General features: G+C 31.9%; 24 protein-coding genes. 8 read left to right on the top strand and 16 right to left on the bottom strand.

Annotation, left to right across the window (positions count from 1 at the left end; genetic code table 11):
* The first annotated feature begins 61 nt into the window (after nt 1-61).
* From EZM65_RS00470 to EZM65_RS00480, 3 genes are read left to right on the top strand one after another with little or no spacing between them, the layout of a single operon-like run.
* Nucleotides 62-346: a DUF3817 domain-containing protein gene (locus EZM65_RS00470; protein ID WP_136666554.1), complete on the top strand. Its 285-nt coding sequence runs from the start codon at nt 62-64 to the stop codon at nt 344-346.
* Nucleotides 339-1601, top strand: coding sequence for a mechanosensitive ion channel family protein (locus tag EZM65_RS00475; RefSeq protein WP_136666555.1), 1263 nt, complete (start codon nt 339-341; stop codon nt 1599-1601). The genes EZM65_RS00470 and EZM65_RS00475 overlap by 8 nt, the downstream gene beginning before the upstream one ends.
* Complete coding sequence (locus EZM65_RS00480) at nt 1598-2128, top strand: GNAT family N-acetyltransferase (RefSeq protein ID WP_248574798.1); 531 nt, start codon at nt 1598-1600, stop codon at nt 2126-2128. The genes EZM65_RS00475 and EZM65_RS00480 overlap by 4 nt, the downstream gene beginning before the upstream one ends.
* A gap of 130 nt (nt 2129-2258) precedes the next feature.
* Here EZM65_RS00480 and EZM65_RS00485 read toward each other — a convergent pair whose 3' ends face one another.
* Together EZM65_RS00485 and EZM65_RS00490 are read right to left on the bottom strand one after the other, a co-directional pair.
* Nucleotides 2259-2654 (bottom strand): acyl-CoA thioesterase, encoded by a 396-nt coding sequence (locus EZM65_RS00485; RefSeq protein ID WP_136666556.1) that lies wholly within the window; start codon nt 2652-2654, stop codon nt 2259-2261.
* 20 nt (nt 2655-2674) lie between these two features.
* A complete protein-coding gene (locus EZM65_RS00490) occupies nt 2675-3082 on the bottom strand; it encodes an NUDIX hydrolase (protein ID WP_136666557.1) in 408 nt (135 codons plus the stop codon).
* 92 nt (nt 3083-3174) lie between these two features.
* Here EZM65_RS00490 and EZM65_RS00495 point away from each other — a divergent pair, with 92 nt between their 5' ends.
* Complete coding sequence (locus EZM65_RS00495) at nt 3175-3567, top strand: glyoxalase (protein ID WP_136666558.1); 393 nt, start codon at nt 3175-3177, stop codon at nt 3565-3567.
* On the opposite strand, the gene EZM65_RS00500 is transcribed toward EZM65_RS00495, so the two are convergent.
* The 11 genes from EZM65_RS00500 to EZM65_RS00550 all read right to left on the bottom strand — a co-directional run bounded on the left by EZM65_RS00500 (nt 3568) and on the right by EZM65_RS00550 (nt 13112).
* Complete coding sequence (locus tag EZM65_RS00500) at nt 3568-4233, bottom strand: DUF2461 domain-containing protein (protein WP_136666559.1); 666 nt, start codon at nt 4231-4233, stop codon at nt 3568-3570.
* A gap of 44 nt (nt 4234-4277) precedes the next feature.
* A complete protein-coding gene (gene hisIE / locus EZM65_RS00505; protein ID WP_136667143.1) occupies nt 4278-4877 on the bottom strand; it encodes a bifunctional phosphoribosyl-AMP cyclohydrolase/phosphoribosyl-ATP diphosphatase HisIE in 600 nt (199 codons plus the stop codon).
* A gap of 227 nt (nt 4878-5104) precedes the next feature.
* Complete coding sequence (gene hisF / locus EZM65_RS00510; RefSeq protein ID WP_136666560.1) at nt 5105-5857, bottom strand: imidazole glycerol phosphate synthase subunit HisF; 753 nt, start codon at nt 5855-5857, stop codon at nt 5105-5107.
* A 28-nt stretch (nt 5858-5885) separates the two neighbouring features.
* Entirely contained in the window at nt 5886-6611 is a 726-nt protein-coding gene (gene hisA, locus EZM65_RS00515) for a 1-(5-phosphoribosyl)-5-[(5-phosphoribosylamino)methylideneamino]imidazole-4-carboxamide isomerase (RefSeq protein ID WP_136666561.1), read from the bottom strand.
* A gap of 31 nt (nt 6612-6642) precedes the next feature.
* Nucleotides 6643-7281 carry an imidazole glycerol phosphate synthase subunit HisH gene (gene hisH / locus EZM65_RS00520; RefSeq protein WP_136666562.1) on the bottom strand — a complete coding sequence of 213 codons (639 nt, stop codon included), beginning with the start codon at nt 7279-7281 and terminating at the stop codon, nt 6643-6645.
* A gap of 74 nt (nt 7282-7355) precedes the next feature.
* Nucleotides 7356-8492: a bifunctional histidinol-phosphatase/imidazoleglycerol-phosphate dehydratase HisB gene (gene hisB, locus EZM65_RS00525; protein ID WP_136666563.1), complete on the bottom strand. Its 1137-nt coding sequence runs from the start codon at nt 8490-8492 to the stop codon at nt 7356-7358.
* Nucleotides 8485-9528, bottom strand: a complete 1044-nt coding sequence (gene hisC / locus EZM65_RS00530; protein ID WP_136666564.1) for a histidinol-phosphate transaminase — start codon at nt 9526-9528, stop codon at nt 8485-8487. The genes hisB and hisC overlap by 8 nt, the downstream gene beginning before the upstream one ends.
* Nucleotides 9518-10810 carry a histidinol dehydrogenase gene (hisD, locus tag EZM65_RS00535; RefSeq protein ID WP_136666565.1) on the bottom strand — a complete coding sequence of 431 codons (1293 nt, stop codon included), beginning with the start codon at nt 10808-10810 and terminating at the stop codon, nt 9518-9520. Before hisD ends, hisC begins: the two co-directional genes overlap by 11 nt.
* 10 nt (nt 10811-10820) lie before the next feature.
* Nucleotides 10821-11678, bottom strand: coding sequence for an ATP phosphoribosyltransferase (hisG, locus tag EZM65_RS00540; RefSeq protein ID WP_136666566.1), 858 nt, complete (start codon nt 11676-11678; stop codon nt 10821-10823).
* 227 nt (nt 11679-11905) lie between these two features.
* On the bottom strand, nt 11906-12628 hold the full coding sequence (locus EZM65_RS00545) for a VIT family protein (protein ID WP_136666567.1): 723 nt from the start codon (nt 12626-12628) through the stop codon (nt 11906-11908).
* Nucleotides 12618-13112 (bottom strand): hypothetical protein, encoded by a 495-nt coding sequence (locus tag EZM65_RS00550; RefSeq protein WP_136666568.1) that lies wholly within the window; start codon nt 13110-13112, stop codon nt 12618-12620. Before EZM65_RS00550 ends, EZM65_RS00545 begins: the two co-directional genes overlap by 11 nt.
* A gap of 112 nt (nt 13113-13224) precedes the next feature.
* On the opposite strand from EZM65_RS00550, the gene EZM65_RS00555 reads away from it, so the two are divergent.
* Nucleotides 13225-15321, top strand: coding sequence for an LTA synthase family protein (locus EZM65_RS00555; RefSeq protein WP_136666569.1), 2097 nt, complete (start codon nt 13225-13227; stop codon nt 15319-15321).
* On the opposite strand, the gene EZM65_RS00560 is transcribed toward EZM65_RS00555, so the two are convergent.
* Both EZM65_RS00560 and fabG read right to left on the bottom strand, forming a co-directional pair.
* Nucleotides 15316-17343, bottom strand: coding sequence for a VWA domain-containing protein (locus EZM65_RS00560; RefSeq protein WP_136666570.1), 2028 nt, complete (start codon nt 17341-17343; stop codon nt 15316-15318). The two genes, EZM65_RS00555 and EZM65_RS00560, sit on opposite strands and share 6 nt — an antisense overlap.
* A gap of 79 nt (nt 17344-17422) precedes the next feature.
* Nucleotides 17423-18169, bottom strand: coding sequence for a 3-oxoacyl-[acyl-carrier-protein] reductase (gene fabG, locus EZM65_RS00565; protein WP_136666571.1), 747 nt, complete (start codon nt 18167-18169; stop codon nt 17423-17425).
* A gap of 121 nt (nt 18170-18290) precedes the next feature.
* On the opposite strand from fabG, the gene pheT reads away from it, so the two are divergent.
* From pheT to EZM65_RS00580, 3 genes are all read left to right on the top strand, one after another.
* The gene (gene pheT / locus EZM65_RS00570; protein ID WP_136666572.1) at nt 18291-20711 is read left to right on the top strand and encodes a phenylalanine--tRNA ligase subunit beta; all 2421 of its coding nucleotides are present in this window, start codon (nt 18291-18293) and stop codon (nt 20709-20711) included.
* 75 nt (nt 20712-20786) lie between these two features.
* On the top strand, nt 20787-21473 hold the full coding sequence (locus EZM65_RS00575; RefSeq protein ID WP_136666573.1) for a hypothetical protein: 687 nt from the start codon (nt 20787-20789) through the stop codon (nt 21471-21473).
* 59 nt (nt 21474-21532) lie between these two features.
* On the top strand, nt 21533-22234 hold the full coding sequence (locus tag EZM65_RS00580; protein WP_136666574.1) for a hypothetical protein: 702 nt from the start codon (nt 21533-21535) through the stop codon (nt 22232-22234).
* 43 nt (nt 22235-22277) lie between these two features.
* On the opposite strand, the gene EZM65_RS00585 is transcribed toward EZM65_RS00580, so the two are convergent.
* The gene (locus EZM65_RS00585) at nt 22278-23894 is read right to left on the bottom strand and encodes an ABC-F family ATP-binding cassette domain-containing protein (protein ID WP_136666575.1); all 1617 of its coding nucleotides are present in this window, start codon (nt 23892-23894) and stop codon (nt 22278-22280) included.
* Nucleotides 23895-23896 lie beyond the last annotated feature (2 nt).

Here is a 23896-nt window from a genome sequence, read left to right on the forward strand (position 1 = left end):
AAAGTTTTCTTTACTTTGCATATTCTTTAGTTGCAGCGGCAATAATAAATTTTCAATTATAATGATAACACTTAAAAATTTTAAAACTCTAGCCTTGATTGAAGGTATTTCAGCAATTTTATTATTCTTTTTTGCAATGCCAATGAAATATGCTTTTGATATGCCCGTTTTTGTAAAATATATTGGCATGGCACACGGCATACTTTTTATAGGCTATATTCTTTTTGCTACTTTATTAATGAGTGCGGAAAAATGGAATTTAAAAAAATATGCTCTAATCTGCCTGGCTTCAATTCCTCCTTTTGGTACATTTTATATTGAAAAAAAATATTTAAGAAATGTTTGAAAAAACTGAAAAAATATTCGATTGGTGCTATAGTTTATTCAAAAAGTTAGATTTTAACGATACAATTGCCTCTTATTTGAGTCTGGCAATAAATATTGTTATTTTAAGTTTTATTGTTTACGGTATTTATCTTTTATGCCGCTTTGTTTTGGTTACACTTATGGCAATTGTAGCTAAACGAACCAAAACCAAATTTGATGATTTGCTGATTTCAAATGAAACAGCTAAATATATGTCACATTTAATTCCGCTGATATATATTTACAAAACTGTGCCTATCATATTAAATGATTTCACTTCCTGGGAAACCATTTTCGGTCGTTTGGTTGCAGTATATATTGTTCTATTGACACTTTGGATTATAAATTCCACCCTGAAAGCAATACGTGACCATTTAAAAACCAAAAGCGAGTACAGTGACAAACCTATAGACAGTTATGTTCAGGTTATCATGATTTTATTATGGATACTTGGATTAACGCTTATTGTTGCTAAAATATTTAATGTCAATCCGGATACAGTATTTAAGACCATTGGAGCTGTTTCGGCAATTATTATATTGATTTTCAGGGATTCTATTTTAGGCTTTGTTGCCAGTGTACAAGTATCCATTAACGATATGGTACGCATAGGTGACTGGATTACGATGGATAAATTTGGTGCAGATGGTGATGTAATCGAGATTAACTTATCGACTGTAAAAGTCAGGAATTTTGATCACACAACTACTACTATTCCTACTTATAGTCTTATTTCTGACAGTTTTAAAAACTGGCGCGGTATGATTTCTTCAAATGGAAGAAGAATTAAGCGTCACATATTGATAAAAACAAGTTCTATTAAATTTTTAAATGAAGAAGAATTAGAAGAATACAAAAAAATTCACCTTCTGAAAAATTATATAGAAAAGAAGGCAAAGGATATCAACACTCATAATCAAACACACAATATCGATAAATCATTAGCTCTAAACGGCAGAAATTTGACTAATTTAGGTTTGTTTAGAAAATATCTGACTGTTTATTTAGAAAACTATCCCGGCTTAAACAAAGACATGTTGTTGATGGTAAGACATTTACAACCTACGGAAAAAGGAATTCCGATTGAAATTTATGCTTTTTCCAAAGATAAACGTTGGTTGAATTACGAGTATATCATGAGCGATATTTTTGATCATACATTGGCCTCTGTAAGTTATTTTGATTTGGAAATATTCGAAATGCCTTCGGGAAAAAATAATTTTTCCGAAGCATGAAAATTATAAATGAATCTTTTATCATAAGAACTGTTCGTCCAGAGGAATATGCTAAACTAGGAGAAATTTTAGTTGAAGTATATTCCAACTTAGAAGGTTTTTTTACAATAGATAAACAGCCAGCTTATTACGAGATGCTGAAAAATGTTGGAGATTTAACGCAAAAACCAACCATTGAACTTTTCGGAGCATTTTCTTTAGAAAATGAGTTGTTGGGAGGAGTGGTTTTTATTGGAGATATGCAATATTATGGTTCTGGAGGAATAGCTACTAAAGAAAAAAACTCATGCGGTTTCAGACTCTTAGGAATAAGTGATGTTGCTCGCGGACTTGGATTGGGTAAAGCACTTACATTAAAATGTATTGTAAGAACTAAAGAACTTAAAGCTGATCAATTAATTATTCATACGACAAATGCCATGAAACCGGCTTGGAAGATGTATGAAGATATTGGCTTTAAACGTTCTGACGACCTGGATTTTATTCATGGAGATTTAGAAATATTTGGGTTTAGGTATACTTTATAAATTAAATTTTTTAAAAGAACTTTTGTGGCTGACCAAAAATTCTTTTGGAAAATAAATCCAGCCACTATTTATTAGCAATCATCATAAATTAATTTAAATGATTAAACAATAAATATTTATATATCTTCATTTAATCTATTCCTTGAATTCTATCTTTAACATATTCTACTTTAGTTTTACCGTGAGCTTTGGGTTTTCCGTCTTCACCTAAACTTACCATTGTGATGGTATCGATGGTAATTATTGTTTCGCGAGTCATCATATTGCGTACTTCACATTTTAAAATCAAAGATGAATTTCCAAACTTTACTACATCCAAACCAATTTCTATAATATCACCTTGTTTTGCAGAACTGATAAAATTGATCTCCGACATGTGTTTGGTTACAACTCTTGGATTTTCCAGTTGTACAATGGAGTATAAAGCCGCTTCTTCATCGATCCATGCTAATAGTTTTCCTCCAAATAATGAATGATTCGGGTTTAAATCCTCAGGTTTTACCCATTTTCTTGTGTGAAATCTCATATGTGTATTTGTTGATTTGGTTATTTGTTAATTATTTGAATTGCTTTATCTATAATTTCTTCATGGTCAAAAGCCAATTCAGGTAAATCATTTATTGAAAACCAATAGGCTTCTTTAGCATCATCACCTGCTATAGCAATTGTTTCATCAGGAACTTTTCCATAAAAAGCTATCGAAACTGTATGATGTCTTGGGTCTCTAAAAGGTTTTCCGAAAGCACCGATTTGTTCCAATGTATCCACATTTATTGATGTTTCTTCCAATAATTCTCTCTTAGCCGCTTCCTCTAAATCTTCGTTTTCATCTACAAAACCTCCAGGCAACGCCCAACAATCTTTAAAAGGATCTTTTAAACGCTTAATCAACAAAATTTTATTGCATTTGTGCAGGATAATATCGACAGTTACAAATATTTTTGAGGTATACATGTTAGAGGTTTTCAACACTAATTTACTAATAACTTTTGAAAGTAAATTCTGAATCTGGGAGGAATTTTATTAAATTTAATAAAAAACAAAAAATGGATACCCGTGATGAAAAACTCTTAAATTTAAGAGGTGAAATTTTAGGAAATGTTAATGCACAATCTTCATCTGAAGAAGCATTTCAAAATAAAACCATCCGTCCAATTTTAAAACTCCAAAATGATTTGTTCATTCAGGTTTTTAGTAATTATGCGGTAAAACAAAAGAATGTTTTTTTCAAACTCACTCCTGAAAAGAAATTAGCGTATATAGAGAATGTGATTCAAAAGGACATTAAATTTCGTAATTCACTTAAAGGAATGATAATTGCCTTATTTACGCTTGATGAATATGCAGAATACATAAAAAATTCATCAAACTTAAATAAAAGAATGATGAATTTATTGATTGAACGCTTAAAAAGCAATGTTCAGTTATTAGAAGAATAATTAATAGATAGGTTCGCCGTTTAAGTTTGTTCCAAGTACATCACTCATGTAATCGAAGAACGGCCTCATGGCCGCAAACGTATTTATAGCTTCCTCTTTGAAATTTGGATTGGTTATTTCTTTGTCTGTAAAACGGCGGTAAACCAAATATTGTTTTTTGCGGATTAAATCAATGGCCGGATGTTCTTTGTCAAAATCTTTCGGAGCGGTCTTTAATTCAGCACCTTGTAAAGTACCAAAGTGCTTGACAAAATTTTCTTCGGAGATAATTGAGCGTATTTCAGTATCGTCTAATTCAAATTCTTTTCGGATACGTTTCAAATCTTCGGCATTGGGTTCCCAAAATCCGCCACCAATAAAACTGGCACCCGGTTGAATGTGCAAATAATAGCCACCACGCAAATAAGGCTTCGCTCTATCAAAACTCACACTGAAATTGTTTTTATAAGGAGTTTTATCTTTTGAAAATCGGATATCCCGATAAATTCGGTGAATTTGCATTTTTTCCAATTTATCTTTCACTGACAATTCGAGGTTGATTTCGTTAAAATGTGTTTTGACTATTTCCTGATGACTTTCAAACCTTTTTTTGTGTTCATTAAACCAATCTCTGTTATTGTTTTGGGACAATTCAGAAAGAAAATCGAGTTCTGCTTTTGAAATCATTTTTTATTTTTAAAAATACCAAAATTCAATCTGAAACTCCAAAATTATTTAGTTCTTTCTTTTAAAAATTTAACGACATTATCTAATTTGAATCCTTTAGCTTGTAAAAGAATGAGATAGTGAAACAATAAATCGGCGCTTTCATTTAGAAACAAATTGTCATTGTCATCTTTGGCTTCAATAACAACTTCTACTGCTTCCTCTCCTACCTTCTGAGCAATTTTATTAATGCCTTTTTCAAAAAGGGAAGCAACATAGCTTTTCTCAGAATTGGAATTATTTTTCCGGTCTTCGATTATAGTTTCCAACTTAGAAATAAACCCATAATCTTGTTCGTTTTTTTCTTGCCAACACGTATCTGTTCCTGTATGACAAGTTGGACCTACGGGATTTACTTTAATTAATAAAGTATCTTCATCACAATCGTTTTGTATTGAAATCAAATTTAAAAAGTTACCACTCTCCTCTCCTTTTGTCCATAATCTATTTTTTGAGCGAGAAAAAAAAGTGACCTTTTTCGTTTCTAATGTTTTATTCAATGCTTCCTGGTTCATATACCCAAGCATAAAGATATTTTTTGTTTCATTATCCTGAATAATGGCAGGAATGAGTCCGTTAGTGTATTTTGTAAAATCGAGTTTCATCATTTTTTTATTTAAACACTGATTTGTAAAATTCATCAAATTTCAATAATCCGTGTTGCTGTAAATTGTAAATCTGACCTATCATTTTTTTTAACACAGATTTTTAAAATTCATGTAAATTCAATAATCTGTGCTGCTCTAAATTATGAATTAGGTTCTATTATTTTTTTTCAAAACACTGATTAGAAAAATTCATCTAATTTCAATAATATGTGTTTCAAAATCCATTATCTTATCGGTATTCCTTCATTTTTTAAAAAATTCTTTAGATCAGGGATTGCAATTTCATCAAAGTGAAAAACACTGGCCGCCAAACAAGCATCAGCTTTTCCTATTTCAAATCCTTCTAAAAAATGTTCTCTTGTTCCTGCTCCGCCCGAAGCAATGATTGGGATATTAACCAATTGAGATAATTCAGACAAAGCATCATTTGCAAAACCATTTTTAGTTCCGTCATTATTCATAGAAGTAAAAAGAATTTCACCAGCACCACGACGCTCTGCTTCTTTCACCCAATCAAACAAATTAATTTCAGTAGGTTGCTTCCCTCCTACTAAATGTACTTTCCAAACTCCGTCTATTTGCTTGGCATCAATGGCTACCACAATGCACTGACTACCAAATTTTGCAGATAATTCATAAATTAAATCCGGATTTTTAACTACAGAAGAATTCACCGAAACTTTATCGGCTCCATTTCTTAACAGCAGTTCAACATCTTCTATAGAAGAAATTCCGCCACCAACCGTAAACGGTATATTGATGGCTTTAGCCACTTCTTTAACCAATGGAATTAACGTTTTTCTTCTTTCTTCTGTGGCAGAAATATCCAAAAAAACCAATTCATCAGCGCCTGTATCAGCATACTTTTTTGCTAATTCTACTGGATTACCGGCATCGCGAAGTCCAACGAAATTAACCCCTTTAACAGTTCTTCCATTTTTTATATCCAAACAAGGAATGATTCTTTTTGTCAGCATTTTACAATTTCAAAATTCAATAACAATTTCAATTCTTAATAATAAATTTTTCAAGTTGATTCAAACTTATTCTTCCTTCGTAAATAGCTTTCCCAACAATGGTTGCCTCACAGCCCAATTCAGCCAATTTAGGTAATTCTGAAAAAGTTGAAATCCCACCAGAAGCAATTAGCTTTATATTTTTACATTCGGTCAAAATCTTTTTATATAGATCAAAACTTGGTCCTTGTAGCATTCCGTCTTTATCAATATCAGTACAAATTATATAGTTAATTCCCTTAATTTGATAAGATTGAACAAAAGGAATTAATTCTTCCTTGCTTTCTTCCAACCAACCTGAAACGGCAATTTTTCCATTTTTTACATCGGCTCCCAAAATAATTTTTTTGGATCCATAATTATTTATCCACTCTTGAAAAACATCAGGATTTTTGACAGCAATACTTCCACCTGTAATTTGGTTAGCACCACATTCAAAAGCTATTCGTAAATCTTCATCGGTTTTCAATCCACCACCAAAATCAATCTTTAAATTTGTTTTAGTAGCAATTTGTTCTAAAACGTTATGATTGATTATTTTACTAGACTTAGCACCGTCTAAATCCACTAAATGTAAATATTCAATTCCAGAATCTTCAAATTGTTTGGCAACTTCCAATGGGTTCTCGTTGTATATTTTTTTTGTTTCGTAATCGCCTTTTGATAATCGGACACATTTTCCGTCTATGATGTCTATGGCTGGTATTATTCTCATTGTTAAGTAAATAGTAGTTAATAAAAAGTAATCAGCATTTTGTCAAGAAATTATAGAGAATTTTTTCTCCTACTCTTCCACTCTTTTCAGGATGAAATTGCACTCCATAAAAATTGTCTTTATGTAATGCACTGGCATATTCTATATCATAATTGGTAGTGGCGATTGAGTTAGTATTTTGAGGAGCATAATAACTGTGAACTAAATACATATATTCATTTTCTGAAATGCCTTCAAATAATGGTGATTTTAAATTATAAATTGTATTCCAACCCATTTGAGGTACTTTTAATTGATTTGAAAATTTCGTAATCTCAACATCAAAAATTCCAATACCAATTGTATTGCCTTCTTCTGAAGATTTACATAACAATTGCATTCCCAAACAAATACCTAGCACAGGTTGTTTGAGTTGAAGTATTACTTTAACTAAACCCTTCTCTTCTAGCATCTTCATTGCACTACTCGCCTCACCTACGCCAGGGAAAATAACTCTATCAGCCTTTTTAATTTCTTCAGGATCTGAAGTTACTTTTCCAGCAAATCCAATTCTTTCTAATGCAAAAAGTACACTTTGTACATTTCCTGCTCCATAATCTATAATAGCAATGAGCCCCCCAGCCCCCGAAGGGGGAGCTTGAGCAACTTTGTCTATATTATTAGTTATCATTTATTTATTTTTTTAGTTCAGTGTTTTCCACTAAAAGTAACACTTCTGAAATTCCCCCTTTGGGGTTAGGGGGCTTACAACATTCCTTTAGTTGATGGTAAAATCATTTTTTCGGTATCTCTCTTAACAGCCATCTTGATAGCTTTTGCAAAGGCTTTGAAAATAGCTTCAATTTTGTGGTGTTCATTAGTACCTTCGGCTTTGATATTCAGGTTACACTTAGCACCATCTGTAAAGGACTTGAAAAAATGAAAAAACATTTCTGTTGGCATTTCACCTATTATTTCACGCTTGAATTCGGCATCCCAAACCAACCAATTTCTTCCGCCAAAATCGATAGCTACCTGCGCTAAACAATCATCCATTGGCAATGTAAAACCGTAACGTTCAATGCCTAATTTATTCCCTAAAGCTTGATTAAAAACTTCACCTAATGCTATTGCAGTATCTTCAATGGTGTGGTGTTCGTCTACTTCTAAATCTCCGTTGACCTGAATTTCCAAATTCATTTGTCCGTGACGGGCAATTTGGTCTAACATATGATCAAAAAAAGCCAAACCAGTTTTGATATTACTTTTGCCAGTTCCATCCAGATTTAAATTGATTTTGATATCCGTTTCATTTGTTTTTCGAGTGATCGAAGCTACTCTGTTTTCCAACTTTAAAAACTGATAAATTCTCTCCCAATCATTGGTTTCCAAAGCAATGAAAGATTGTAGTTCTTCTTCTTTTAGAGAGATTTCATTAGTTCCTAAATTGGTATTTTCATTAATAAAAATAGCCTTTGCACCAAGATTTTTAGCTAATTCAACATCTGTTAATCGGTCACCAATGACGAATGAATTTCCTAAATCATAATCTTCAGTAAAATATTCTGTCAGTAACCCAGTTTCTGGTTTTCTAGTATTTGCATTTTCATTTGGAAATGTCCTGTCAATAAAAACTTTATTAAATATAACTCCTTCATTTTCGTATGTTTTCATGATGAAATTATGTACTGGCCAGAATGTTTCTTCAGGAAATGAAGGTGTACCTAATCCGTCCTGATTAGTTATCATAACCAACTCATAGTCTAATTCTTTAGCTATTTTACTTAAAAAAGGAATACATTTAGGATAGAAAATCATTTTTTCAAAACCGTCAATCTGTTCATCAATGGTTTCTTTTATAATAGTACCGTCCCGGTCAATAAATAAAACTTTTTTAGGCATTTTGTAATGATTTTAGTGTGTTTAATAGTTTGTTATTCTCATCAGCAGTTCCTATGGTAATCCGTAAACAATTTTCGCATAAAATTTGATTACTTCTATTACGAACTACAATTCCTTGTTCCAATAGTTGCTTGTATCTTTTTGAAGCATCATCTACTTTTACCAATATAAAGTTTGCTTCTGATTCATATATTTTTACAACAAAATTAACTTCAAGTAATTTTTTAAATAAAAGCTCTTTATTACTCTTTAATACAGAAATTTCTTTTTTGACCAAATCATTTTTTTCAAGCCTTTCAATCGCTTTTAATTGAGTCAATACATTAACATTGTAAGGTGGTTTAATCTTGTTCAAAATCGATGTTATTTCTTTTGACGCATATAAAATACCCAAACGAATTCCTGCCATACCATAAGCCTTAGAAAGAGTTTGTGTGATAATTAAATTAGGATAATCATTTAATTCTTGTAACCAACTTTCTTTATCTGAAAAATTGATATAAGCTTCATCTATAACTACCAAGCCTTTAAACTTTTGTAATAAAGTTACAATACTTTCATCTGAAAATGAATTCCCTGTTGGATTATTGGGCGAACACAAGAAAATAATTTTAGTATTCTGGTCAACAGCCTCTAATATTTGTACTAAATCTGGTTGAAAATCGTTGGTTAAGATTACTTCCCTATTTTCTATTGCATTCAAATTAGCCAATACATCATACATCCCATAAGTAGGAGGCAAAGTAATTACATTGTCCTGTCTAGGTTCACAAAAAGCTCTAAACAATAAATCCAACACTTCATCACTTCCGTTTCCTAGAAGAATTTGATCTTCGTTTATATTATTGATCTTTGATAAAATTGATTTTACCGACTTTTGTTGTGGGTCAGGATAACGATTTACCCCATTCTCAAAGGGATTCTCGTTGGCATCTAAAAAAATCATTTCTTTTTCAAAATCCTCAAATTCATCTCTTGCTGATGAATAAGATTTCATCGCTTTGATATTATTTCTGATTAAATTTTCAATTTTCATTTTCTAATTCTTTTAGTCTTATAGAAACAGCGTTTTTGTGAGCTTGTAAACCTTCGGCTTCGGCCATAATTTCGATTGTTTTCCCTAAATTTAGTATGCCTTCTTTACTGATTTTTTGAAAAGTGATTGACTTTAAAAAGCTATCTAAACTTACACCACTGTAATTTTTAGCATAACCATTTGTAGGCAAGGTGTGATTTGTACCAGAAGCGTAATCTCCAGCACTTTCAGGAGTGTAATTTCCTATGAATACTGAGCCGGCATTACTAATATTTTCAACAAAATATTTTTCTTTTTTTGAACAAATTATAAAATGTTCAGGGGCGTATAAATTGGTAAAATCTAAAGCTTCTTCAGCACTTTTGAAAAGAATCATTTTAGAATTTTCAATGGCTTTTTCGGCTATTTCTTTTCTTGTTAATACAGCCAATTGTGATTTGAGTTCATTTTCTACCAATTTTAGAAAAGATTTTGATGTCGTAGCAAAAATTACTTGACTATCCGTTCCGTGCTCTGCTTGGCTTAATAAGTCAGAAGCAACAAAGCTTGGATTAGCTGATTCATCAGCAAATACTAAAAGTTCACTTGGTCCTGCAGGCATATCGATAGCTACTCCATATTGCGTTGAGACTTGTTTAGCCACCGTGACAAATTGGTTTCCTGGCCCAAAAATTTTAGAAACTTTAGGAATAGTATCCGTTCCAAATGTTAGTCCAGCAATGGCTTGGATTCCACCAACTTTCAAAATTTTGGTTACTCCACATAATTGTGCCGTGAAAAGAATCGCAGGATTTATTTTGCCATTTTTATCTGGTGGCGAACACAATACAATTTCTTTACAACCTGCAATTTGAGCTGGAATAGCCAACATTAAAACTGTTGAAAACAAAGGAGCTGTTCCTCCAGGAATATACAATCCAACTTTTTCTATGGGACGTTTTTCCATCCAACAATTTACACCCATAGTTGTTTCTACTTCAATTTTTGAACGTTTTTGAATCATGTGAAACTTAGTGATATTTGCTTTTGCAGTCGCTATAGCCTCTTTCAATTCAGTACTAATTTGTTGATTGGCTTCTGAAAATTCACTTTGAGAAACAAGAATATCTTCAATCACAACTCCATCAAATACCGAAGTATATTTAGTAACAGCACTATCGCCATTAGTTTGTATGTCTTTAAAAATTAGTTTTGTAGTCTCTTCAATTTCTTTAAAGGATTGTGTTGGTCTTTCTGCTAATTTTTCCCATTCGTTTGTTTTTGGATAAATATATTTTTTCATATTGTATAATTTATAAAACTATTTTTTCTATTGGACAAATAAGAATTCCTTCAGCTCCAGCTAATTTGAGTTGGTCTATTACCTCCCAAAACTTTTCTTCATCTATCACTGAGTGTAAACTGCTCCATCCCTCTTCTGCAAGAGGCATGATGGTAGGACTTTTTAAAACAGGTAAAATGTTACTTACTTTTTGAATTTTATCATTAGGTACGTTCATCAAAATATACTTTGACTTTCTAGCTCTTAAAACCGATTGAATTCTAAATAAAAGTTTTTCTAATACTTGCTCAGAATCTTTTGAAATTTTAGGTGAAACAGCTAATACTGCTTCACTTTTTAAAATGACTTCAACTTCTTTCAAATTGTTTTTAAATAATGTACTCCCACTGGAAACTATGTCAACAATCGCATCAGAAAGTCCAATATTAGGTGCAATTTCAACAGACCCGGAAATTTGGTGTATATCAACTGTTACCCCTTTAGATTTAAAATAGTTTAAAACAGTATTGGGATAAGAGGTTGCAACATTTAATCCGTTTAAGTCCTTGATGGAATTATAATTAAAAGTTTTGGGAACCGCTACTGAAACTCTGCATTTTGAGAAACCTAATTTCTCAGCAACAACAATATTTTGTCCTTTTTCAATCAAAAGATTATCACCAACGATAGCAACATCTACTACTCCGTCAAGTAAATACTGTGGGATATCAGAATTTCTCAAATAGTATACTTCCAAAGGAAAATTAGAAGCCGTTGTTTTAAGTTGATCGTTACCGTTGTTAATGGAAATGCCACAATCTTTTAAGATTTGGATGCTGTCTTCGTTTAACCGACCTGATTTTTGAATGGCAATTTTTAAAATACTCATTTTGTTTAGAATTTATGAGTATACCAGCGAAGTTTTACAAAACAAAAAACCCGTTTGATATACTCAAACGGGTTAATAGTTTATATGATTTACAACAATATCATCACTACCTCGCTTGAGCGTGGGAAAAATGATGATGATGATGTAATTGATTTAAAAACATATTTTGTCTAATTGTTCTGCAAATTTATAATGTTTTAATTTAAATAAACAAATATTTTTAAAAATTATGCAATATTCACACCGAATAGGTGTCCTACAAGCGCTGTTAATCCCATAGCAATTGTACCCCAAAAAGTGATTCTTGCTATAGCTTTAAACACATTTGAACCTCCTGTTTTTGCTGCTATTGTTCCTAAAATGACTAAAAAAACAATTGCTAAACCATATAAGTAATATTCCATGTTTAGAACAGGAAAAAATAAAGTAACCAGCAGTGGCAATATTCCTCCAAATATAAATGCTGCTCCCGAAGCTAATGCCGCTTGTAACGGATTTGCCTGTGAAATTTCATTTATGCCCAATTCATCACGAATATGAGTGCCTAAGGCATCATGCGCTGTCAATTCTTTAGCCACCTGAAGAGCTGTTTCTCTTTTTAGACCTCTCTTTTCATAAATTTGAGCTAAAATACCCATTTCTAGTTCAGGCATCTCTGCCAATTCCTTTTTCTCTCTTTCTATATCCGATTTTTCGACATCAGTTTGAGAGCTAACCGAGACATATTCTCCTGCAGCCATTGAGAGAGCACCAGCCACCAAACCCGCTAAAGTAGCCAATACAACTGCTTCCCTTGTATCACTTGCTGCGGCTACACCTATCGCGATACTGGAAATTGATAAAATTCCGTCATTTGCGCCTAAAACCGCCGCACGAAGCCAATTACTGCGATGTATGTAATGGGTTTCTAAATAATTGTCAAAACTTAATTCTTTAGGATTATTCATCATGACCGTTATTTTCAGTTTCAGCATCAGCTTTAACCGGCATACTTCCTTCCCGTATTTCAGTATGACGTATTTCACCTCCTGAAGTGCCTACCGGGCTTGCAAATACAGCAGCAGTAACAGCAATAACAAGTACCAAATAAGACATCAAAAATGCTTTTGAATGTTTTTTGAAAGTGGTGTACAATCCTATTATAGAAGACACACCAAGCAAATACATAATTTTCATGAAGCTTTCGGCTGACTCTTCATGTTCCTCGATAAAATCATGAGAAAAACCGGATAAATCTTCTACAAAATGCTCAGCTTTATCACCTGTCATCATTGAGATTTTTCCCATAATCATACAGAAAATAAAAATAACATAAGCAATGTTAATCAGCAAAGCATTTTTCTTAAACATTCCATATCCTAAAATTGCAATTCCGAAGAACAATCCAATGATAGGAAAATGGTTGATTAGCATGTGATAATGTGCTTCATTCATAATTAAAAAATTTTTAGTAACAATATTAAGTAAGTTAAATAAATTCTAATGTGATAATTATCACTTTAAACTTAATGAAAATTTGGTTAATTTGTATTCGAAATTTTAACTAATGAAGTTTTTAGAAAAAATCTCCCCATTCAAAAATTTACTAAAACTATACATTGTTGTAACGTTGGTTTTAAGGATAGTTTTGTTGTTTCATCCAATAACATCTGCAAGTTTTACTTGGGCGGAAATAAGTAAAATTTTCATTACTGGTCTTATCTCAGATTTTTTTGTATTTATTTTAGCTTCCGGTTTGTTATGGCTGTATTTAATGTTTTTATCCAATTCTAAATATGATAAGCCGTTGGGGTATATAATCTTTGGTATTTTAGCATTCTTACTAACCTATGTTTCTTTTTTTAATACAATTTTAAATGAATATGGCGGAGCCTTACCTGAAATTGGTATAAGCTTTATAGCTTTAAAAACTATACTTTTTGGGCTATTACTTTTTTTACCAAAATATAGACAACAAATAAGGCTTGTACTTTTTTCAATGGCTGTATTTATTGTTACATTGTTAATAATTCAGAATGCTATAAGCGAGTTTTTCTTTTGGAATGAATTTGGGGTAAGATACAACTTCATCGCTGTAGATTATTTGGTTTACACTAACGAAGTAATCAAAAACATAATGGAATCTTATCCGGTTGTCCCATTATTTACGGCTGTTGGATTAATCACAGCTTTTTTTACCTATTTGATTGTAAAGAAATCACAATCTTTTCTACATAATTTACCTTCATTTAAAGAAAAGCTACAATTATCAGGTGTTTATATTGGATTGTTTCTAATTGGATTATTTTTAATTCCAACATTAGCTAAACAAGAAACTTCACAAAATGTTTTTACAAATGAATTACAAGCCAATGGATTGTATAGATTTTATCTGGCATTTATGAATAGTGAATTGGATTATGATAAGTTCTACAAAACAATGCCTGAAAAAGATGCTTTTGCTTTGTTGAAGGTTCAAATACCAGAGATTAAAGATTTATCAACTGAAAGGGAAATAAAATCAAATAAACTGGAAGAACATAAAAATGTCGTTCTTATTACCATTGAGAGTTTAAGTGCTGATTTTATGAAATGTTACGGAAATGAAAAAAAAATCACTCCGTTTTTAGATAGTCTTGCCACAAAAAGTACTTTGTTTACAAATTTATATGCTGTAGGAAATAGAACTATCCGCGGGCTGGAAGCCGTGACTCTTTGTCTTCCTCCTTCTCCTGGTGAAAGTATAGTGAAACGAAAAGACAATAAAGATAAGTTTTCAACCGGAAGTGTTTTTAAACAGAAAGGATATTCGGTAAAGTATCTTTATGGTGGTGACGCTTACTTTGATAACATGGAAGATTTCTTTAGTGGAAATGGCTATGATATTGTAGATAAAAAAAACCTGAAGCCTGAAGAGATTACCTTTTCAAATGTTTGGGGTGTTTGTGATGAAGACATGGCAAAAAAAGCCATTAAAGTAATGAATGAAGAGTCTAAAATAGGTAAACCATTTTTTAATCATTGGATGACTGTCAGCAATCATAGACCTTTCACTTATCCTGCCGGAAAAATTGATATTCCAAACGATACAAAATCACGTGATGGTGGAGTAAAATATACTGATTACGCCTTAAAACAGTTTTTCAATATGGCTAAAAAACAATCATGGTACAACAATACTGTATTTGTAATTTTAGCAGACCATTGTGCATCAAGCGCTGGAAAAACTGAACTCCCTGTTGACAAATACCATATCCCCGCTATGATTTTTGATCCAACAAAACCTGGTAAAATAAATCCTGTGCTTATGTCTCAAATAGATATAATGCCGACACTTTTTGGAATGTTGAATTTTGACTACACCAGTAAATTTTACGGGCAAGACGTAAACGCTCCTCATTTTGAACAACGAGCTTTAATTGCAACTTATCAGGATTTAGGACTTATCGAACAGAATAAATTGACTGTCATTTCTCCTAAACAAAAAGCAAAACAATTTGATTTGATTCCTGATGCCAATGCAAAAAATGAAAATTTTATTCTTAAATACGAAGAAAAACCAGTTAAAAAAATGGATGAGATATTGGTTAAGGAAGCTGTTTCATTTTATCAGACAGCATCAATACAATTAAAACATAAAAGATATCAGAAGAACAATTTATAAAAGTCCGTTATATTTTCTTGTAAACCATTCAGCGGTTAAAAGAACAGCCAACAAAATCAATCCCCAGATCCAATCGATTAAAGGGGATTTTTTTATAACTTCTTTTTGAATAGGCTTGTATTTATTATCCTCTTCAAGAAATTTAATCAAACGTTCAATTTGATTTGTAAAATAAGTTTTTCCTTGAGTGTTTTCTGCCAATTGTTTTAATCGGGTTACATCAGCATTTACAAATTGCTTCTCTGCATCGAAATGTATTACCTGAAAACTGCCAATATATTGGTTACTAGATTTTTTCTCTTTAACAATAAAATTATAAGATCCTGATTGTAAATCATCAAAAGCAACAGAATAATCATTTGAACCTTTTACAAAATCATATACTTTAAGCGTATTTGATTCTTTGTGTTTTAATTGTATTGTTAGTTGTGCATTCTCATCAAACTCATAATTTTTATTAAAGTATTGGGCAGAAATTAAAATAGTTTCACCGGAATTATAAAAATTTTCATGACTGACAACCAAATTTTTCTTTTTGGTATTCGATGACAGATACTGAATTAACTTGTCAAGAAAAATATCGAATTTATCAAAAGACTTTTCCTTTAAATAACTTTCAACTCTCCATTTCCAAATATTCTCTCCAAAAAGAAATGCATTTCTATTTAAATTATTTTCAGTAAATGAAAGTAAAGGACTTTCCGTTTTAACAGTTCTGATTCTTGCCTGAAGTAATGTGTTTACATTATTTTTAGGTACAATTGAACCAAATGGATTTTCTAATGGAGGAAACTGTTCAAAACCAAAATCATCAATGGCAAAAGCATTAAAATTGGTATTGAAATCAGCTGAATAATCTTCTTTTTGGGCTGACATTTTGAACTCAAACTGATTATAATATTGTGACAGTAAATTAAAATCAGTATTCAAACCAGTAATGACAAAGCTGTTGATTTTGAAATTAATATTCTGATCTAAAACCGATTTAAAATTTGCATCCGGTTGATAAAAAATCAACACATTGAAATTATTTAAATTTCTTATATCCTTCGGTTTAATTATAGTTACCTTACGTTGTGCATTAGTTTCAATCGAACGCTTAATCGCGCCCATGTCAGGATGTACAATATTTGAAATTAAAGCTACTTCTGTACGTTGGTCAATAACTTCAACGGCAAAATTTTTAGTGTTGTTGAATTTATTTTTTTCATTTTCTGCTGAAGTGATTAAGGCCTTATACGTATGAACTCCTACTCTATCAGCATTCAATAAAACGGATACAACTTCTGACTTTTTAGTAGCAGAAAGGAAAATATTCTGCTTAAATATGGTTGAATTACCACTTTGAATACTTACAGTGGCATTTATGGGTTTATTTCCTGTATAATTTGTGAATATTTCAACAGGAAATTTATTTTTTAAAAAAGCATATTTGTTTGCATTCAGCTGACTGATTTTCAAATCCAAATGTTCTATTGTATCTCCTAAAACAATGGGAAAAATATTTGCATTTTGCTGTATGTTGTAGACGTAATCATACCCTTGAGTCTGATTTCCATCAGTCAATAAAACCACAGGATGATTTTGAGTTCTGTATAATTGTTTTAAATTCTCAAAAACCTTGTAAATATTGGATTGTTTTCCTTTAAAATCAATGGGTTTGTCAGCATTAAAATCTTCGTCAAAAGAAAACAACTGCACCTGATATTTTTCCTGCAATTTTGAATTGGAACTTAATAAATCAGCAATTTCTTTTGCTTTTTTATCCTGATTTAGAAAAGAAACCGATTCAGAATTGTCAACTACAATAGGTAATGGTGTTTTTTGTGTTTCGTACGTTTTTCTTGAAATAATTGGGTTTATCAGTAATAATAAAACCAAAAAAATAGAAGCAAAACGCAAAAAAGCCAAAAACAAATGCAAACGCGATTTGTAATTGGCTTTGTATAAATATTGATAAAATGCAATTCCAGCAGATACAATTAATGTTAAAAGTAAGAGTAAAATTGTATTTATCGTCATATTTTTAAGTATTCAGTGGTCAGTTATAAGTGGTCAGTTTGTAATCATCCAGCTGATAACTGCAAACTGTGACTGTTTACTATGTTAACATTCCTCCATCTACATTCAACACCTGTCCGGTAACATAAGCACTCATATCAGAAGCTAAGAATACACAAGCATTAGCAATATCCTCAGGAGTACCACCACGCTTTAATGGAATAGTGTCTCTCCATCCTTGTACTACATCTTCGTTTAATTTAGCAGTCATTTCTGTTTCAATGAAACCTGGAGCAATAGCATTGCAACGGATATTACGTGAACCTAATTCTAAAGCAATTGATTTTGAGAAACCAATCATACCGGCTTTTGAAGCCGCATAATTAGCCTGACCCGCATTTCCTTTAACACCCACAACAGAGCTCATATTAATAATAGAACCTGCGCGGTTTTTCAGCATCGTTTTTTGAACCGCTTTAGTCATGTTGAAAACCGATTTTAAGTTGATGTCAATCACTGCATCAAAATCTTCTTCAGACATTCTCATTAATAAGTTATCTTTAGTCACACCGGCATTGTTGATTAAAACATCAATTGTACCAAATTCAGCTAAAACATCATCAACTAATTTTTGTGCCTCGTTAAAATCTGCCGCGTTTGATTTGTATCCTTTTGCTTTAACACCTAAAGCTGTTAATTCATTTTCCAAAGCCAAAGCGCTTTCTGCTGATGAACTGTATGTAAATGCTACATTAGCACCGTTTTTTGCAAAAACTTCAGCAATTCCTTTACCTATACCACGACTGGCACCAGTGATAATTGCTACTTTTCCTTCTAATAATTTCATTGTAACTATTTGTTTTTATTATAAAAGTTTGGTGAAACAAATATAGAATAAAAAACTTCCAACTTCCAACAACATATTTTATCTTTGCGAATCTTAATACAATATATACGCAAATATAAATATGAAAATTTCATATAACTGGTTAAAGCAATTTATTAAAACAGATTGGAATTCAGAAAGAACTTCTGAATTGCTTACAGATTTAGGTCTTGAAGTAGAAAGTGTTGAAAAATACCAATCGATTAAAGGTGGTTTAGAAGGTATCGTTGTAGGTCATGTTCTAACATGTGTACAACATCCAAATGCTGATAAATTAAAAATTACAACTGTTGATTTAGGAAACGGTGATCCTGTACAAATTGTTTGCGGTGCAAGCAATGTTGCTGCCGGGCAAAAAGTTCCTGTTGCTACAATTGGTACTAAATTATACGATAAAGGCGGAAATTCTTTCGAAATAAAAAAAGGAAAAATCCGTGGTGAAGAAAGCCACGGTATGATTTGCGCCGAAGACGAAATTGGTCTTGGTGACAGTCATGAAGGTATTATGGTTTTAGATGCAGAATTAAAACCAGGTACACCTGCTGCAGAAGTTTTTAATATTGAAAACGATGAAGTTTTTGAAATTGGTTTAACTCCTAACCGTGCTGATGCAATGAGCCACTGGGGTGTTGCCCGTGATTTACGTGCTGGTATGCTACAGCAGGATGTGCATGTGGAATTAATAACACCTTCTGTAAGTTCTTATAAAGTTGAAAAAAGGACTTTAAAAATTGATGTAAACGTTGAGGACAATAAATTAGTTCCTAGATATTGTGGTGTAACTATTTCTGATATAAATGTTGGCCCGTCGCCATCTTGGTTACAAAACCGTTTGAAAGCAATTGGTTTAACACCAAAGAATAATGTGGTTGACGTAACTAATTATGTTTTACACGAATTAGGTCAACCTTTGCATGCTTTTGATGCTTCAAAAATTCATGGAAAAGTTATTGTAAAAAATGCCGAAGAAGGTCAAAAATTTGTAACTCTTGATGATACAGAGAGAACTTTAAGCAAAGAAGACATCATGATTTGTGATGAAAAAGGTTCTTTGTGTATTGCAGGTGTTATGGGTGGTAAAAATTCAGGTGTAACTGAAAGAACCACTTCTATTTTCCTTGAAAGTGCTTATTTTAATCCTGTTTCAATTCGTAAAACAGCAAAACGTCACGGAATTAATTCTGATGCTTCTTTCCGTTTTGAAAGAGGTATTGACCCTACAATTGCAGAGTATGCATTAAAACGTGCGGCGATATTGATTCGTGAGGTTGCCGGAGGGGAAATTACTTCTGATATTGTGGATGTATACCCTAAAAAAGCTGAAGATCATGCTGTTTTATTAAATCTGGAAAATGTAAAAAAATTAATTGGCCAGGAAATTCCTGACGAAGAAATTAAAAACATACTAGTTTCTTTGGATATTAAGGTAAACAGTATTTCAAAAGTAGGTTTAGGACTTACTGTTCCTGCTTACCGTGTTGATGTTACCCGTGAGATAGATGTTATTGAAGAAATTTTACGTGTATATGGTTACAACAATATTGAGTTCACTCAAAAATTAAAAGCAACCACATCACATTCTGCAAGATCTGAGGATTATAAAGTACAGAATATAATTGCCAATTTACTTGTTGGAAATGGATTCAACGAAATGATGGCAAATTCACTTACGACACCTTCTTATGTGCAGCTAAGTGAATCGATTCATGAAAAGAATAACGTATTGATGTTAAATCCGTTAAGTACAGATTTATCGGCAATGCGTCAATCGATGTTGTTTTCTGCATTAGAAGCTGTTTCTTTCAACATAAACAGAAGAAACAGTGATTTACGTTTATTCGAATTTGGTAAAACATATCATAAACAATTAGCAGGTCATGAGGAAAAAATGCATTTGACGTTAACCATGACTGGAAATCGAAAAGCAGAAAGCTGGACTTCACCTCAAGCTCCATCAGATTTCTTCTTATTTAAAGGATATGTTTTAACAATTTTAGAGCGCCTGGGAATTAAGAACATTACAACGAGTGCTTTAAAAACTGACGTTTATTCTGAAGGATTAGTATATGAAGCTGGTGCTTCTACATTGGTTGAATTTGGTACAGTAAAAAAATCAGTTTTAAAACACTTTGATATCAAGCAGGAAGTTTTCTTCGCTGATTTTAAATGGGGTGCGATATTAAAACACTTGACAAATCACTTAAAATTTGTCGAAATCCCTAAATATCCTGAGGTTCGCCGTGATTTAGCTTTATTAGTTGATGAAAATGTAGCATTTGCTAAAATTTTGGATCTAGCTGTTAAAACAGAAAAAGGTTTATTAAAAGAAGTTGATTTATTTGATGTGTATCAAGGTAAAAATTTACCTGCCGGTAAAAAATCGTATGCAGTTAGCTTTATTTTACAAGACAATACAAAAACATTAACCGATTCGCAAATTGATAAAGTAATGAGTAAATTAACGCAGACTTTTGAAACCGAATTAGGGGCGAGTTTAAGATAAAACAAAAGTTAAACTTAGTCATTTTATTGTAACACAATCTGTAATTCACTAACTTAGTGGTTATTAGATTGTGTTATGCTTTTTAAAGGTGTTGACATAGAAAAAATTCTGATTAAAGAAAAAGATAAAATTGGATATAATTCGACATTGATATCATTTGCTCAAGAGATACTAAACGATAAAGAACATTTTGATCAATTTACTGCTGTTAATAAATTACTGATTAACGAACTGGAAGCAGATAAAATCTACCACATTTCACAAATTGAAAAAATCTGTATTAGTTACCGGTTACGTTTTTTAGACAGCAACTATTACAAATTGGAAATTCCTCCTGAAACTATAAACAAAATAAAAAAATTAGAAAGAATACATAAAACTTCATTGCATAGTTTTAAGATAATTGCCACTGCTGAAGCCTTAAAATTAAAAAACTATGATGACCCATTGCTTTTCATTCCCATAGGAAACGATTATTATTATTTAATTCATAAATGGGGTAATGATTTAAGCAGATTTAGAAAATGGATGGTTTTACCATATAAAAACCTTGAATATCTTATATTCTTTATATTTCTCATAAGTTTGCTGACTACTTTTATTTTGCCTTATAAAAATTTGGGCAATGTTAGTTACAACACTGTCAAATTAGTAACTTTCCTGTTTATCTTTAAAATGTACTGTGCAATTTTCATTTATTACTTTTTCTGGAAAGGCAAACAATTCAGTATAACAAATTGGGATGATATTTATTATAATTAATCCTGTTTAGATTATATTATTTTGTAAGTTAGTATTTACAAAAACAATATGATAACCAAATGAATTTAACCGCATATTTGAAAGAACAAGGCTATGATTTGATCAGTGGTCCTGTAAGGAATCACAAATTACTGCAACTTTGGATAAAAAAAATTTTTGATGAAATAGAACTTTATTATTCAGATGTAAATCATGCTTTTGAGAGTAATGTCCAGCTTACTCAAATTGAAAATAAATCTTTAACTATTACTTCTTCAAATTCTAACGAGTACAGTTTTAATATAGGTATTACTGTTTTAGATGAAATTTTAAAATCATTGGGATTAATAAATTTAGACATAGGCAGTCAAATAAAAACAGGTAATAAAATCACAATCAGTTATGATAATGCCATAACGAGAGAAGTTCCTGTTGGTGAGCTTTCAAATTATCTTTATACTGCTGATTTCAAACACCCTAATCCGGATTTGCTGAAAAATGCCAATAAGAATAATATTATCATAGTCAGCGGTATAATTTATGCCAAAAATTTAGTCGTTGGTATTGATTCAGACAGTGTTGTAAATGCTGCTATTGCTTTAAATTTTTCTAAAATTGCAGATGGTAAAATCCAATTTGAACATAAAGGTGGCAGTAAGATAAAAATGACCACAAATACAGATATTTATTTTCCAATAGCCATTAAAGCTAACCGATTATCTTTTGAAAAAGGGAAGTTTAAAGAAATGAAATTAATTTCAGATAATAGAAATCTGTTTTAAAAAACAAATCCCGTCTAATTTTAGACGGGATTTTTGATATTTATTAAGAATACATTTTCTTTCTCATTTCCTGAATTTTTTCATCTTCAAGATATTCATCAAAAGTCATATATCTGTCAATCACTCCTTTTGGCGTTAACTCTAACACACGGTTCGCAACTGTTTGCGCAAACTCGTGGTCATGAGTGGTAAACAATACAGAACCTTTAAAATTTTTCAAAGAGTTATTGAATGCTGTAATCGATTCAAGATCCAAGTGGTTAGTTGGTTCATCAAGCATTAATACATTGGCACGCAACATCATCATGCGGGAAATCATACAACGTACTTTTTCACCTCCCGATAATACACGTCCGGTTTTTAAAGCCTCTTCACCAGAGAAAATCATTTTCCCTAAGAAACCGCGAACATAAACTTCATCCCGTTCTTCCTCTGTTTTAGCCCATTGACGCAACCAATCTACTAAAGTATAATCATTATCAAAGAAGCTATGGTTATCTGCTGGCAAATAAGACTGGTTTGTAGTAATACCCCAATCAAAAGTACCAGAATCAGCTTTCATGTTATCATTAATGATTTCATAAAAAGCGGTTGTAGCACGTGAATCTTTAGAGAAAACTACAATTTTATCACCTTTAGCCATATTCAAATCAACATTAGTGAATAATGTTTCACCTTCAATTGATGCTGATAAGTTTTGGATATTTAAAATCTGGTCACCGGCTTCACGCTCCTGATCAAAAATAATTGCAGGATATCTACGGCTTGAAGGCTTAATATCAGAAATATTTAATTTTTCGATCATTTTCTTACGGGAAGTAGCCTGTTTTGATTTTGCCACATTCGCAGAGAAACGACGGATGAATTCTTCTAATTCAGCTTTTTTCTCTTCCGCTTTTTTGTTTTGCTGCGCACGTTGTTTCGCCGCTAATTGAGAAGACTCGTACCAGAAAGTATAGTTACCTGAGTAATGCGTAATTTTCCCAAAGTCAATATCCGAAACGTGCGTACAAACAGCATCCAGGAAGTGACGGTCGTGAGATACTACTAAAACTGTATTTTCATAGTTCGCTAAGAAGTTTTCCAACCAGCCGATAGTTTCAAAGTCAAGGTCATTCGTAGGCTCGTCCATGATTAGCACATCCGGATTTCCAAATAAAGCCTGTGCCAATAACACACGAACTTTTAATTTTCCTTCCATTTCACCCATTAAAGTGTAATGATAATCTGGTCCGATTCCTAAGTTGGACAACATTGTTGCAGCATCAGAATCGGCATTCCAGCCATTCATCTCTTCAAATTGTACCTGTAGCTCCCCTATTCTATCCACTTTATCATCAGAATAATCAGCATACAAATCGTCCATTTCTTTTTTAACAGCAAACAAAGTTTTGTTCCCCATTAATACTGTTTCAAGAACTGTATGTTCGTCAAACATATTGTGGTTCTGATTTAAAACCGACATACGTTTTCCTGGCTCAAGAATAACACGCCCTGAAGTAGGGTCAAACTCTCCTGATAATATTTTTAAGAATGTAGATTTTCCTGCACCATTTGCACCAATAATACCATAACAGTTACCCTGTGTAAAAGTTACGTTTACTTCGTCAAACAAAATTCGTTTACCAAATTGAACTGATAAATTTGAAACTGTTAACATTT

It is taken from the genome of Flavobacterium sp. H122 (assembly GCF_004959765.1).
Lineage (GTDB): Bacteria > Bacteroidota > Bacteroidia > Flavobacteriales > Flavobacteriaceae > Flavobacterium.